The 13,969-nt window shown below is 72.0% G+C and carries 13 protein-coding genes; 7 read left to right on the top strand and 6 right to left on the bottom strand.

The annotated features are described in order from the left end of the window. The first annotated feature begins 36 nt into the window (after positions 1–36). From whiA to CCO02nite_RS01305, 6 genes are all read left to right on the top strand, one after another. Positions 37–1,017 carry a DNA-binding protein WhiA gene (gene whiA / locus CCO02nite_RS01330; RefSeq protein ID WP_146841213.1) on the top strand — a complete coding sequence of 327 codons (981 nt, stop codon included), beginning with the start codon at positions 37–39 and terminating at the stop codon, positions 1,015–1,017. A gap of 249 nt (positions 1,018–1,266) precedes the next feature. Further along, positions 1,267–2,271, top strand: coding sequence for a type I glyceraldehyde-3-phosphate dehydrogenase (gene gap / locus CCO02nite_RS01325; protein WP_146841211.1), 1,005 nt, complete (start codon positions 1,267–1,269; stop codon positions 2,269–2,271). 99 nt (positions 2,272–2,370) lie between these two features. Further along, positions 2,371–3,573: a phosphoglycerate kinase gene (locus tag CCO02nite_RS01320; RefSeq protein ID WP_146841209.1), complete on the top strand. Its 1,203-nt coding sequence runs from the start codon at positions 2,371–2,373 to the stop codon at positions 3,571–3,573. Next, the gene (gene tpiA, locus CCO02nite_RS01315) at positions 3,573–4,367 is read left to right on the top strand and encodes a triose-phosphate isomerase (protein ID WP_146841208.1); all 795 of its coding nucleotides are present in this window, start codon (positions 3,573–3,575) and stop codon (positions 4,365–4,367) included. The genes CCO02nite_RS01320 and tpiA overlap by 1 nt, the downstream gene beginning before the upstream one ends. Before the next feature lie 179 nt (positions 4,368–4,546). Then, entirely contained in the window at positions 4,547–4,792 is a 246-nt protein-coding gene (gene secG, locus CCO02nite_RS01310) for a preprotein translocase subunit SecG (protein WP_146841206.1), read from the top strand. Between the two features lie 10 nt (positions 4,793–4,802). Further along, positions 4,803–5,153, top strand: coding sequence for an RNA polymerase-binding protein RbpA (locus CCO02nite_RS01305; RefSeq protein ID WP_146841204.1), 351 nt, complete (start codon positions 4,803–4,805; stop codon positions 5,151–5,153). Between the two features lie 21 nt (positions 5,154–5,174). On the opposite strand, the gene CCO02nite_RS01300 is transcribed toward CCO02nite_RS01305, so the two are convergent. The 6 genes from CCO02nite_RS01300 to tkt all read right to left on the bottom strand — a co-directional run bounded on the left by CCO02nite_RS01300 (position 5,175) and on the right by tkt (position 12,544). Beyond that, on the bottom strand, positions 5,175–5,849 hold the full coding sequence (locus CCO02nite_RS01300) for an O-methyltransferase (protein ID WP_307724022.1): 675 nt from the start codon (positions 5,847–5,849) through the stop codon (positions 5,175–5,177). A gap of 45 nt (positions 5,850–5,894) precedes the next feature. Beyond that, positions 5,895–6,683, bottom strand: a complete 789-nt coding sequence (gene pgl / locus CCO02nite_RS01295) for a 6-phosphogluconolactonase (RefSeq protein WP_146841202.1) — start codon at positions 6,681–6,683, stop codon at positions 5,895–5,897. After that, positions 6,680–7,591, bottom strand: coding sequence for a glucose-6-phosphate dehydrogenase assembly protein OpcA (locus CCO02nite_RS01290; protein ID WP_146841200.1), 912 nt, complete (start codon positions 7,589–7,591; stop codon positions 6,680–6,682). The genes pgl and CCO02nite_RS01290 overlap by 4 nt, the downstream gene beginning before the upstream one ends. Next, a complete protein-coding gene (zwf, locus tag CCO02nite_RS01285) occupies positions 7,588–9,129 on the bottom strand; it encodes a glucose-6-phosphate dehydrogenase (RefSeq protein ID WP_146841198.1) in 1,542 nt (513 codons plus the stop codon). The genes CCO02nite_RS01290 and zwf overlap by 4 nt, the downstream gene beginning before the upstream one ends. Continuing rightward, positions 9,126–10,256, bottom strand: coding sequence for a transaldolase (gene tal, locus CCO02nite_RS01280; protein WP_146841196.1), 1,131 nt, complete (start codon positions 10,254–10,256; stop codon positions 9,126–9,128). The genes zwf and tal overlap by 4 nt, the downstream gene beginning before the upstream one ends. A 119-nt stretch (positions 10,257–10,375) precedes the next feature. After that, positions 10,376–12,544 (bottom strand): transketolase, encoded by a 2,169-nt coding sequence (gene tkt / locus CCO02nite_RS01275; protein ID WP_146841195.1) that lies wholly within the window; start codon positions 12,542–12,544, stop codon positions 10,376–10,378. A 564-nt stretch (positions 12,545–13,108) separates the two neighbouring features. Here tkt and CCO02nite_RS01270 point away from each other — a divergent pair. After that, on the top strand, positions 13,109–13,966 hold the full coding sequence (locus tag CCO02nite_RS01270) for a heme o synthase (RefSeq protein ID WP_371862461.1): 858 nt from the start codon (positions 13,109–13,111) through the stop codon (positions 13,964–13,966). Positions 13,967–13,969: the final 3 nt, after the last annotated feature.

Raw genomic sequence — 13,969 nt, 5'->3', positions numbered from 1 at the left:
CCCACGCGGCGCGCGACTGGGTGGCAGGATGACGCCATGGCGTTGACGGCACAGGTGAAGGACGAGCTCGCCCGACTCCAGGTGGACAAGACCTCGTGCCGCAAGGCGGAGGTGGCGGCGACCCTCAGGTTCGCGGGCGGGCTGCACATCATCTCGGGGCGCATCGTCATCGAGGCCGAGCTCGACACGGCGATCGCCGCGCGCCGGCTGCGGCAGGCGATCTCGGAGGTCTACGGGCACGAGAGCGAGATCATCGTCGTCTCGGGCGGTGGGCTGCGGCGCAGCAGCCACTACGTCGTGCGCGTGGTCAGGGACGGCGAGTCCCTCGCGCGCCAGACCGGTCTGCTCGACAACCGCGGTCGGCCGGTGCGAGGACTGCCGCCGCAGGTCGTCGCGGGTGGCATCGGCGAGGCGGAGGCTGCCTGGCGCGGAGCGTTCCTCGCGCACGGCTCGCTCACGGAGCCGGGCCGGTCGTCGTCGCTCGAGATCACGTGCCCCGGTCCGGAGGCCGCGCTCGCGCTCGTCGGCGCAGCACGGCGGATGGGGATCGGCACCAAGGCACGCGAGGTGCGCGGCGTCGACCGGGTCGTGATCCGGGACGGCGACGCGATCGGTGCGATGCTCACCCGGCTGGGCGCGCACGACGCGACGCTGGTCTGGGAGGAACGCCGGGTGCGCCGCGAGGTGCGCGGCACCGCCAACCGGTTGGCGAACTTCGACGACGCGAACCTGCGGCGCTCGGCGCGCGCGGCGGTCGCGGCCGGTGCCCGCGTCGAGCGGGCGTTCGAGATCCTCGGCGAGGACCTGCCCGAGCACCTGCACGAGGCGGGCCGGCTGCGCCTCGACAACAAGGACGCGTCGCTCGAGGAGCTGGGCAAGCTCGCCGACCCGCCGCTGACCAAGGACGCGGTCGCGGGGCGCATCCGGCGCCTGCTCGCGACCGCCGACAAGCGCGCCGCCGAGCTGGGCATCCCGGACACCGAGGCAGGGCTCTCGCCCGACCTGCTCGACCTCTGACAGAAGCGGCGACAGGTCCGACGAGGGCGCATATCCCACCACGTGGACAGGCGTCCGATCCGGGACCTTCGCGACGTGCCCATTGCGGATACGGGTATAGGCTCGGGACATCCGATCGTCACACGAGCGTCACGTGCTGGGCATGAACCGGTATCGCGTCGGTCGAGGACGAGAGGCACGCACATCGGCGTGCGAGAACCCACCACCAATTGTGTGCGCCGACCCCGTCGGCGCTGCCGAGGAGGGCACGTGACCATCAAGGTCGGCATCAACGGCTTCGGCCGCATCGGTCGCAACTTCTACCGTGCGATCGTCGAGTCCGGCGCGGACATCGAGATCGTCGGGGTCAACGACCTGACGGACAACGCGACGCTCGCGCACCTGCTCAAGTACGACACGGTCCTTGGCCGCTTCCCGCTGAGCGTGTCGTACGACGACGACAACATCATCGTCGACGGCAAGCCGATCCGGGCTCTCGAGGAGCGCGACCCCGCCAAGCTGCCGTGGGCCGAGCTGGGTGCCGACATCGTCATCGAGTCGACGGGTTTCTTCACCGACGCGACGAAGGCGAAGGCGCACATCGAGGCCGGCGCCAAGAAGGTCATCATCTCCGCGCCCGCCAAGAACGAGGACGCGACGTTCGTCGTCGGCGTGAACCACCTCGACTACGACCCGGCGGCGCACCACATCATCTCGAACGCGTCCTGCACGACGAACTGCCTCGCGCCCATGGCGAAGGCGCTCAACGACGCGATCGGGATCGAGAAGGGTCTGATGACCACGATCCACGCGTACACGGGTGACCAGAACCTGCAGGACGGCCCGCACCGCGACCTCCGTCGTGCACGTGCCGCCGCGCAGAACATCGTCCCCACCTCGACCGGCGCGGCCAAGGCCGTGGCGCTCGTGCTCCCCGAGCTCAAGGGCAAGCTCGACGGCTTCGCGATGCGCGTGCCGACGATCACCGGCTCGGCCACGGACCTGACGTTCACCGCGTCGCGCGAGGTCACGGTCGACGAGGTCAACGCCGCCGTGAAGGCCGCCGCCGAGGGCCCGCTCAAGGGTGTCCTGGAGTACGTGACGGACGAGATCGTCTCGAGCGACATCATCACCAACCCGCACCAGAGCATCTTCGACTCGAAGCTGACGAAGGTCTCGGGCGACCTGGTCAAGGTCGTCTCCTGGTACGACAACGAGTGGGGCTACTCGAGCAGCCTCGTCAAGCTGACGGTCTTCGTCGGCGAGAAGCTCTGAGCCACACCGCTCAGCAGTAGGTGATGCGTCCGCGTGCGCTTCGGCCCCGGCCGTCGCGCACGCGGACGCACCCATGTCCGGCCCCCCAGTGAGGATGAGATGAAGACCATCGAGGACCTCGGCGACCTGCGCGGCAAGCGCGTGCTCGTCCGCTCCGACTTCAACGTGCCGCTCGACGGCACGACCATCACCGACGACGGCCGCATCCGTGCGGCGCTGCCCACGCTGCAGGCGCTGCTCGGCGCCGGCGCACGGGTTGTCGTCACCGCGCACCTCGGCCGTCCCAAGGGCGAGGGCTTCGAGGAGAAGTACTCGCTCGCCCCCGTCGCGGCGCGACTGTCCGAGCTGCTCGGCCAGCCGGTCGCGCTGGCCAAGGACCTCGTCGGCCCGTCGGCGCAGGAAACGGTCGCGGCGCTCGCCGACGGCGAGATCGCGCTGCTCGAGAACGTGCGGTTCGACGCACGCGAGACGAGCAAGGACGAGGCCCAGCGCTCGGCGTTGGCCGACGAGCTCGCGGCGCTGGCCGACGCCTACGTGTCGGACGGCTTCGGCGTCGTGCACCGCAAGCAGGCGTCGGTCTACGACGTCGCGCTCAAGCTGCCGCACGCCGTGGGCAAGCTCGTGCTCAACGAGGTCTCCTCCCTGCGCAAGGCGACCGACGACCCGGAGCGCCCGTACGTCGTGGTGCTCGGCGGCTCGAAGGTCTCCGACAAGCTCGGCGTCATCTCGAACCTGCTCGGGAAGGCGGACCGCCTGGTCATCGGCGGCGGCATGCTGTTCACGTTCCTCGCGGCGCAGGGGCACACGGTCGGCGCCTCGCTGCTCGAGGCCGACCAGATCGACACCGTGAAGGGCTACCTCGAGCAGGCGGCCGCGAGCGGCGTCGAGATCGTCCTGCCGGTCGACATCCGCGTGGGCGACACGTTCGCGGCGGACACCTCGGTCGCGGTCGTCGCGGCCGACTCGATCCCGGACGGCAAGATCGGTCTCGACATCGGCCCCGAGTCGGAGGCGCTGTTCGCCTCGAAGATCGCGGACGCCAAGACGGTCGTCTGGAACGGTCCCGCGGGCGTGTTCGAGTTCGAGGCCTTCGCGGGCGGCACCAAGGCCGTCGCGCAGGCGCTCATCGACGCCGGCGCGGCCGGCGGCTTCAGCATCGTCGGCGGTGGCGACTCCGCGGCCGCGGTGCGCATCCTCGGCTTCGACGAGGCCAAGTTCGGCCACATCTCCACCGGTGGCGGGGCCAGCCTCGAGTTCCTGGAGGGCAAGACCCTCCCCGGCATCGCGGTCCTGGAGGACTGATGGCACAGCGCACCCCGTTCATGGCGGGCAACTGGAAGATGAACCTGGACCACCACCAGGCGATCCAGACGGTCCAGAAGCTTGCATGGACCCTCAAGGACGCCAAGCACGACTACGGCACGGTCGAGGTCGCGGTGATCCCGCCCTTCACCGACCTGCGCAGCGTGCAGACGCTCGTCGACGCGGACAAGCTCGAGCTCGTGTACGGCGCGCAGGACGTCTCCGCGCACGCCTCGGGCGCGTACACGGGTGAGATCGCGCCGGCGTTCCTCGTCAAGCTCGGCGTGACCTACGCGGTGATCGGTCACTCCGAGCGTCGCGAGTACCACGCGGAGGACGACGCGCTCGTCAACGCCAAGGTCACCAACGCGCTCGGGGCCGGCCTCAAGCCGATCCTGTGCGTCGGCGAGGTGCTCGAGGTCCGCAAGGCCGGCAACCACGTCCCGCACACGCTCGCGCAGCTCGACGGCGGCCTGGCAGGACTCACGGCGGAGCAGGTCCGCGAGGTCGTCGTGGCGTACGAGCCCGTCTGGGCCATCGGCACGGGCGAGACCGCGACGCCGGAGGACGCGCAGGAGCTCTGCTCGGCCATCCGCGTGCGGATCGCGGAGCTGTACGACCAGGACACGGCCGACGCGGTCCGCGTGCTCTACGGCGGTTCGGTGAAGTCGTCGAACGTCGCCTCGATCATGGCCAAGCCGGACGTCGACGGGGCCCTCGTCGGCGGCGCGAGCCTCGACCCCGAGGAGTTCGCGAAGATCGTGCGCTACCAGTCCCACGCGGTCGGTCTCTGACCGCACGCAGCACGCTCCGTGGCGGGCACCGGGCCGATCGGTCCGCGCCCGCCACGGCGCTCCGGGTGGCGATGTGGCCTCGCACGCTGGTCGTCGCCTACCCTGGACCCCGGCCCCCGCGTCGAAGCCGGGTCCGGTCCGCATGCAGACCCCGCAGTCCAGTGAGGAACGACACCCACGTGACCGTCTTGAAGATCTCGATGCAGGTGCTGCTGGTGGCCACCAGCCTGTTGCTCGTCCCGCTGGTCCTGCTGCACAAGGGCAAGGGCGGCGGCCTGTCGGACATGTTCGGCGGCGGCATCACCTCCGGCGCCGGCTCGTCCGGCGTCGCCGAGCGCAACCTCAACCGGATCACGATCGGGGTGGCCCTCGTCTGGACCATGACGATCGTGGTCCTGGGGCTCGTCGAAGCCCAGGACGCCTGAGGCTCCGGAGATGGCGAGCGGGAGTGCGATCCGGGGTTCGCGCGTCGGCGCGGGCCCGATGGGCGAGGCCGAGCGGGGCGACAGCGCGCCGCGCGTGTGGATCTCGTACTGGTGCGCGAACGGCCACGAGACGCGGCCGAGCTTCGCGGAGGAGGTCGCGCAGGAGGCGCCCGTGACGTGGGACTGCCCGCGTTGCGGCTTCCCGGCCGGGCAGGACCAGGAGAACCCTCCGGCACCGGTGCGCAACGAGCCGTACAAGACGCACCTCGCGTACGTGAAGGAGCGACGGTCCGACGAGGACGGCGCGGCGATCCTCGACGAGGCGCTGGCCGCACTGCGGGCCCGCCGCGGCGGCAGCTGAGCCCACCCGTACGGCAGCGCGTCAGGGCAGGACGCGCAGCAGCGCGAAGCCGTCGTGGCCCTTGACGCCGACGGTCTGGATCACGGTCGGGTCGAGGCGCGGGTGCTCCGCGAGCAGGTCCACCATCCGGCGCACACCCTGGACGCGGCCGTCCGGGTGCGAAGGGTCGACCACGGCGCCCTGCCGGACGACGTTGTCGACGATGATCGCCGTACCGGGCCGTGACAGCTCGAGCGAGAGCTCGAGGTAGCGCGCGAGCGCCTCCTTGTCCGCATCGACGAAGACGAGGTCGAATGGTTCGGTGCCGTCCGCGACCATGCGCTCGAGGCTGTGGACCGCAGGGCCGACGACGATGTCCACGAGCGACCCGACACCCGCCTGAGCCAACGACGAGCGTGCGACGCGGGCGTGCGCGGGGTCCAGCTCGAGCGTGACGAGCGTGCCGTCGGGCGGCAGTGCGCGTGCGAGCCACAGCGTGCTGTAGCCGCCGAGCGTGCCGATCTCGAGGATCCGCCGGGCGCCGACGAGCGCGGCGATCAGGTGCAGCAGCTTGCCCTGGTTCGCGGCCACCGCGATGTCCGGCAGACCGGCCTGGTGGGCGGCGTCGCGCACCGCCACGAGGTGGGGGTCCTCGGGTGCCAGGACGGCGAAGTAGTCGTCCACCTGGGCCCACAGGTCGAGCGCGTCGATGTCCACCGCGGTGTCCTTCCGTGTCGGGTTCGTCGGCCCGTCCGGCGGTCGTCAGGCTGGGGGAGCCGACTCCGGGAGGTCGAGGGCCCCGGTAGCGGCGACGTCGAGCAGCCAGAGCGTGCGCGTGGTGCCGAGGGCGCCCGCGGCGGGCGTGACCTCCACGGGCGCGGAGGCGAGCGCCGAGGCGACCGCGGCGGCCTTCTCGGCGCCGGCGGCGACGACCCAGACCTCGCGGGCTCGTCGGATCGCCTCGAAGGTCAACGAGACGCGCTCCGGCGGCGGCTTGGGGGAGCCGTGCACCCCGACCGTGGACGCGTCGGCGACCGTGAGCGCCGGGTGCCCGGGGAACAGCGAGGCGACGTGGCCGTCGGGCCCCATGCCCAGCAGGAGCACGTCGAACGCGGGCACCGACGATCCGGAGCCCTCGGGCGTGGCGAAGGCCGCCAGCTCCGCGGCGTAGGCGGCGGCGGACGCCTCGGGCGTCGGGGTGGCCTCGCTCGGTGGCGCCATGGGGTGAAGGTGGGCCGCGGGCAGCTCGTCGCCGAGCGCGTCCAGGAGCGCAGCACGGGCCTGGGTCTCGTTGCGGTCGGCGTGGCCGTCCGGGAGGAACCGCTCGTCGCCCCACCAGACGTGCACGCCGGACCAGTCGACAGCCGCGCGCACGGGAGACTGCGCGACGTGCTCGAGCACCTTGATGCCCACCGTGCCGCCGGTCAGGACCAGGTGCACGGGGGAGCGGTGGCACTGCGCATCGACGAGCGCCGTGAGCAGGCGGGCGGCCGTGGCAGCCGCGAGCACCTCGGCGTCCGGGTGGACGACGACGTCGCGCGGCGCGGTCATGCCTCGAGCCTCGCGAGGCCCTTCGTCAGCACCTCGCCGTAGACCTCGTCGGGATCGAGCCGACGCAGCTCCTCGGCGAGGCACTCGCGCAGGTGCCGGATCGGCAGCGCGATCCGGTGCTCGGGCTGGCCAGGCTGGTGCAGCGCGGCGGTCTTGCCGTCGGGCCGGTCGAGGATGATGTCGCCGCTCGCGCGTTCGAGCTTGACCTGCACGATCGCCGGCGCGCCGGGGATGCGCTCGATGTCGACGGGGCAGCGCAGCGCGTGCGCGAGCCACGCGGCGACCATGTCGACCGACGTGTGGTTGCTCTCGCCGGCGATCGACGCGCGGCGCACGGGCTCGTACGGCGGCTGGTCGAGCGTCGCGGCGATGAGTCCGCGCCATAGCGTGGCCCGGGTCCAGGACAGGTCCGTGTCGCCCTCGACGTAGTTCTCCGCGAGTCGACGCAGCGTCGGACGGGGGTTGGTGCAGCGCGACGTGTCGGTGATCCGGCGCTGCGCCATCTTGCCCAGCGGGTCCTCGGACGGCGCGGCCGGCGGCTGGTACGGCCACCAGGCGACGATCGGCGCGTCGGGCAGCAGCAGCGGCATGACGAGCGTGTCGAGGTGGTCGGCCAGCTCGGCGGCCGGGCGCAGGATGATGACCTCGGATGCGCCGGCGTCCCCGCCGAGGCGGATCTGCGCGTCGAGCTGGGTGCCCTCGGTGCCCGAGGCGATGAGGATGATCCGGCACGGGTGCTCGTGGCTGGCCGCGTTGGCCGCCGAGATCGCGTGCTCGGGGTCGTGCGCGCCGACGTGGACGAGCAGCGTGAGGACGCGCCCGAGGGCGACGGCGCCGCCCTCGTCGCGCTCGGACAGGAGCCGCTTGGCGACGTCGCGCGTCGTCGTGTCCGGCATGTCGATGATCACGGGAGCCTCCAGGCGCGCCCGTCGCGCGCCATCATCTCGTCGGCGGTGCGCGGACCCCACGTGCCCGCGCGGTAGTCGTCGGGCTTGCCGTGGTTGGCCCAGTAGTTGATCACCGGGTCGAGGATCTTCCAGGACAGCTCGACCTCGGTGTTCTGCGGGAACAGCGGCGGATCGCCGAGCAGGACGTCGAGGATGAGCCGCTCGTAGGCCTCGGGGGAGGCCTCCGTGAACGCGTGCCCGTAGCCGAAGTCCATCGTGACGTCGCGGACCTCCATCTGCGTGCCCGGCACCTTGGCGCCGAACCGCAGCGTGACACCCTCGTCGGGCTGCACGCGGATGACCAGCGCGTTCTTGCCGAGCTCCTCGGTGGCGGTCGACTCGAAGGGCAGGTGCGGCGCGCGCTTGAAGACGACGGCGATCTCGGTGACGCGCTTGGCCAGCCGCTTGCCGCTGCGCAGGTAGAACGGCACGCCGGCCCAGCGCCGTGTGTCGATGTCGACCCGGATCGCGGCGAACGTCTCGGTCGTCGAGTGCGGGTTGAAGCCCTCCTCCTCGAGGAAGCCGACGACGCTCTCGCCGCCCTGCCACCCGGCGGTGTACTGGCCGCGCGCGGTATGGCGGCCGATGTCGCGCGGCACGCGCACTGCCGAGAGCACCTTCTCCTTCTCGGCGCGCAGCGACTGCGCGTCGAACGAGACGGGCTCCTCCATCGCGGTGAGGGCGAGGAGCTGGAGCAGGTGGTTCTGGATGACGTCACGCGCCGCGCCGATGCCGTCGTAGTAGCTGGCCCGGCCGCCGATGCCGATGTCCTCGGCCATCGTGATCTGCACGTGGTCGACGTGGTTGGCGTTCCAGATCGGCTCGAAGAGCTGGTTGGCGAACCGCAGCGCGAGCAGGTTCTGCACCGTCTCCTTGCCGAGGTAGTGGTCGATGCGGAAGATGTCGTCGGGCCGGAAGACGCTCGACACGATGTTCTGGAGCTCGCGGGCGCTCGCCAGGTCGTGACCGAACGGCTTCTCGATGACGACGCGGCGCCAGGCGTCGCCGGACGGCTGCGAGAGCCCGGAGCGGGACAGCTGCTCGCACACGACCGGGAACGACGACGGCGGCACCGAGAGGTAGAACGCGTGGTTCCCGCCCGTGCCGCGGGACCTGTCGAGGTCCTCGACCGTGGTGCGCAGGCGGTCGAAGGCGTCGTCGTCGTCGAACGTGCCCTGCACGAAGCGGATGCCCTCGGACATCTGCCGCCAGGTCGCCTCGCGGAACGGCGTGCGCGCGTGGTCTCGGACCGCGTCGTGCACGATCTGGGCGAAGTCCTCGGTCTCCCAGTCGCGCCGCGCGAAGCCGGTCAGCGCGAAGCCGGGCGGCAGCAGGCCGCGATTGGTCAGGTCGTAGACCGCGGGCATGAGCTTCTTGCGCGCGAGGTCCCCGGTCACACCGAAGATCACCAGGCCGCACGGGCCGGCGATCCGTGGCAGCCGACGGTCACGGGGGTCACGCAGCGGGTTGACGCCGGGTGCGACCTTCGCCCGGCTCACCGGGCGTCCGCCAGGCGGTTCGCCGCGACCTGCAGACCCTCGGACACCTTCGCCAGCAGCTGCTCCCAGCTCGCGATGAACTTGTCGACGCCCTCGACCTCGAGCTTCGTGGTCACCTCGTCGAGATCGACGCCGACCGCGGCGAGGCCTTCGATCACCGCGACGGCCGCGTCCTGCGTCCCCGTGACGGTGTCCGCACCGCTGCCGCCATGGTCCTCGACAGCCTTCAGGGTCGCCTCGGGCATGGTGTTCACGACGCCGTCGACGACGAGCTCGTCGACGTACAGCGTGTCGGGGTAGGCCGGATCCTTGACTCCGGTCGAGGCCCACAGCGGTCGCTGCGGGTGCGCGCCGGCGGCCGCGAGAGCCTGCCAGCGGCGCGCGGCGACGACCTCGAGGTAGGCGCCGTACGCGATGCGCGCGTTCGCGATCGCCGCGGTGCCGCGCAGCGCGGCGGCCTCCGGGGTGCCGAGCTCGTCGAGCGCCGGGTCGATCGCGGTGTCCACGCGCGAGACGAAGAACGAGGCGACCGACGCGATGCGGTCCAGGTCGTGGCCGGCCACGCGGGCCTGCTCGAGCCCGGCCTGGAATGCGTCGAGCACCGCGAGGTAGCGCTCGAGCGAGAAGATCAGCGTGACGTTGACACTGATGCCCTCGGCGAGAACGGCGGTGATCGCGGGCAGGCCCTCGACGGTCGCCGGGATCTTGATGAAGACGTTCGGCCGGTCGACGGCCGCCCACAGCGCCTTGGCCGAGGCGACCGTCCCGTCCGTGTCACGCGCGAGGCGCGGGTCGACCTCGATCGAGACCCGACCGTCCTGCCCCGACGTGCGGTCGTAGACCGGTCGCAGCACGTCGGCTGCGGCCCGGACGTCGTCGGTCGTGATCGTGAAGACCGCGTCGTCGACGCTCGCGCCCGACGCGGCGAGCACGCGCAGCGCGTCGTCGTACGCGTCGCCGTGCGAGATGGCGTTGGCGAAGATCGTCGGGTTCGTGGTCACGCCCACGACGCCGCGTTCGACGAGCTCGGCCAGGTTGCCGCTGCGCAGGCGCTCGCGCGAGAGGTCGTCGAGCCAGACGGCGACCCCCGCCTCCGAGAGCCGGGCGAGGGGTCCGCTCGGTGCCATGGTCGTTCCTTCCCTCGTGGTGCGGCCGCGCGCCGACCAGGGCGCGCGACTGCCTCGTCGTCCATCCTCATGCCCCCGACCGCGTGGCGCCCGCTGGAGCGGCGCCACGCGACCTGGGGTCAGGCCTGCTGGTCGCCCGTGCCGGGGGCGGTCGGGACGACCCCCGCGGTCGACGGGGCGTCGTCGCCGCGCACGGCCGCGAGCGACTCGTGCGCCGCCGCGACCACGGCTTCGGCGGTGATGCCGAACTCGCGGTAGAGCGTCTCGGCGTCGGCCGAGGCACCGAAGTGCTCGAGCGAGACGCTGCGGCCGGCGTCGCCGACGATCCGGTGCCAGGACAGCGCGATACCGGCCTCGACCGAGACGCGCGCGCGCACCGCCGCCGGGAGCACCGACTCGCGGTAGGCGGCGTCCTGCGCGGCGAACCACTCGAGCGAGGGAGCCGACACGACGCGGGTCGCGATGCCCGCGGCCTCGAGCGTCTCGCGCGCCTGCACCGCGAGCTGCACCTCCGAGCCCGTGCCGATCAGGATCACGTCGGGCGCGCCGGTGCTCGCCTCGAGCAGCACGTACGCGCCCTTGGCGACACCGTCGGCGGGTGCGAAGCCGTCCTCACCGCGGGGGAACGTCGGGACGTTCTGGCGCGTGAGGATCAGGCCCACGGGGCCGTCGCGGTGCTCGAGCGTCGCCTTCCATGCCTGCGCGGTCTCGTTGGCGTCGGCGGGGCGCACGATCGTCAGGCCCGGGATCGCGCGCAGCGCGGTCAGGTGCTCGACGGGCTGGTGCGTCGGGCCGTCCTCACCGAGACCGATCGAGTCGTGCGTCCAGACGTAGATCGACGGGACGCCCATGAGCGAGGCGAGACGCACGGAGCCGCGCATGTAGTCCGCGAACTGCAGGAACGTGCCGCCGTACGCCCGGGTCAGGCCGTGCAGCGTGATCCCCGACAGGATCGCGCCCATCCCGTGCTCACGGATGCCGAAGTGCAGCGTGCGGCCACCCTCGTCGCCCGCGAACTCGTGCGTCGAGCGGTGCGCCGGCAGGAACGACGGCTGACCCTTCATCGTCGTGTTGTTGGAGCCCGCCAGGTCCGCGGAGCCGCCCCACAGCTCGGGCAGCTCGTCGGCGATGGCGGAGAGCACCTCGCCCGAGGCGGCGCGCGTCGCGACCGACTTGCCGGCGGGGAACACGGGAAGCGCCTGCTCCCAGTCGGCCGGCAGCTCGTGCGCGACGAGGCGCTCGAGCAGGGCGAGCCGGTCGGGGTTCGCGGCGGCCCACGCGTCGAACGCCTTCTGCCACGTGGCGCGTGCGCCGGCCGCACGGGCCGCGAGCGAGCGCGTGTGCGCGATGACCTCGGGAGCGACCTCGAAGGTCTTGTCCGGGTCGAACCCGACGAGCTCCTTGAGGCCGCGGATCGCGTCGGTGCCCAGCTTCGAGCCGTGCGACGAGTGGTCGTCGGTCTTGCCGGGCGTGGGCCAGGCGATCAGCGTGCGCAAGCCGATGAAGGACGGCTTGTCGGTGACGGCCTTGGCGGCCTCGATCGCCGCGGCGAGCGCGTCGACGTCCTCGCGGTACTCGCCCCCGGCGGTCCAGTCGACGAACTGCACGTGCCAGCCGTACGCCTCGTACCGCGCGAGCACGTCCTCGGTGAACGCGATCTGGGTGTCGCCCTCGATCGAGATGTGGTTGTCGTCCCACAGCACGATCAGGCCGCCGAGCTCCTGCGTCCCGGCGATGGACGACGCCTCGCTCGTGACGCCCTCCTGCAGGTCGCCGTCCGACGCGATGACGTACGTGAAGTGGTCGAACGGGCTCGTGCCGGGTGCCGCCTCGGGGTCGAGCAGGTGCCGCTCGCGCCGCTGCGCCATCGCGAACCCGACGGCCGACGCGAGTCCCTGGCCCAGGGGACCGGTCGTGATCTCGACACCCGTCGTGTGCTTGTACTCGGGGTGACCGGGGGTCTTGGAGCCCCACGTCCGCAGCGCCTGCAGGTCGTCGAGCTCGAGCCCGAAACCAGCCAGGTACAGCTGGATGTACTGCGTGAGGCAGGAGTGGCCCGCCGACAGCACGAAGCGGTCGCGGCCGAGCCACGCCGGATCCGTCGGGTCGTGCCGCATCACGTTCTGGTAGAGGAGGTAGGCGGCGGGGGCGAGGCTGATCGCCGTGCCCGGGTGCCCGTTGCCGACCTTCTCCACGGCGTCCGCGGCCAGGACGCGCACCGTGTCGACGGCGCGCACGTCCAGGTCGGTCCAACCGACCGAGTCCGCCAGGGGAGCCTTCGCGTTCACCAGACCTCATTCCCACCCGATGGCAGTCGGGTGATGTCGCTGAGAGTGTCGGGCGCCCGTCGCAGGGCGCCGGCCGGAGCGGCCGGGGACGTGCCAGGAAGGCTCGTGCGGTGGCCGGTCCGTGCCGCTCGAGCCTATAGCGGACCGGGTGGGACGGTGTCACGCCGACCATCGCTCGGCCACCCTCACGTCCGCGGCGCGTCCGTCGTGAGCCGGGCGCAACATCCCCGACGCGTGAGCGACCGAACTCACAGGCCTGCCGGGCCCCGCGCGCAGGCCTTTCGTCCCGCCCAGGTCGTAGCATGGCTGCGCACGAACCTGTCCCATCGACCTCCCACAGGCCCCACAGTCCCGAGCACCGAACGGAACCCCCAGCGCGTGCGCCTCTCCAACCCCCCGTCCGTCGACGACGCCGGCGTCCCGGACGCTCCCGGACCCTTGGGGGCGGGAGCGTCGACCGAGGGCTCGGCCCACGGATCGGCTCATGGGTCGGCTGCGGACGAGGTGGCGGGCGCGGCGCGGCGGAGCCTGTGGGGCCGGGCCTGGGACCGCATCAGCCCGTTCGTGGTTCTGACCAAGCCGCGCGTGATCGAGCTGCTGCTCGTCACGACGATCCCGACGATGATCCTCGCCGCGGACGGCTGGCCGAGCCCGGGGCTGGTGCTCGCGACGCTCGTCGGAGGCGCGGCCGCGGCCGGCTCGGCGAACACGCTGAACTGCTACATCGACCGGGACATCGACAAGGTGATGAACCGGACCCGCCGCCGCCCGACGGTCACGGGTGCGGTGAGCCCCGGTGCGGCGCTCACGTCGGGCCTCGTGCTCGGCGTTGCGAGCCTGCTGTGGCTCGGCCTCCTCGTGAACTGGGTCTCGGCGCTGCTCGCGGCGGGGGCGATCCTCATCTACGTCGTCGGCTACACGATGATCCTCAAGCGGCGCACGCCGCAGAACATCGTGTGGGGCGGCGCCGCGGGCTGCATGCCGGTGCTGATCGGGTGGTCGGCGGTCACGGGCGACGTCGGCTGGCCGGCCGTGCTGCTGTTCGGCGTGATCTTCTTCTGGACGCCGCCGCACTACTGGCCGCTGTCGATGAAGTTCCGCAGCGACTACGCGGCCGCCGGCGTGCCGATGCTCCCCGTCGTCGCGAAGGACACCAAGGTCGCACGCGAGATGATCGCCTACACGTTGGCGATGATCGCCTGCTCGCTCCTGCTGATCCCGGCCGCCGGGATGACGTGGGTGTACGCAGTGGTCGCGAGCGCGCTGGGCGGCTGGTTCCTGTGGGCGTGCATCTCGCTGCTGCGCCGTGCGGAGGACCCGGCCCGCGGCAAGCTACGGGCCATGAACGTCTTCCACGCGTCCATCACGTACCTCACGCTGCTGTCGGTCGCCATCTCGGTCGACGTCTTCCTGCCGTTCTGAGCG

Origin of the sequence: Cellulomonas composti (assembly GCF_007990245.1) — a bacterium.
Taxonomy (GTDB): Bacteria; Actinomycetota; Actinomycetes; order Actinomycetales; family Cellulomonadaceae; genus Cellulomonas; species Cellulomonas composti.
Note: the sequence above shows the minus strand (reverse complement) of the source record. Positions and strands in the feature narration are given on the sequence as shown.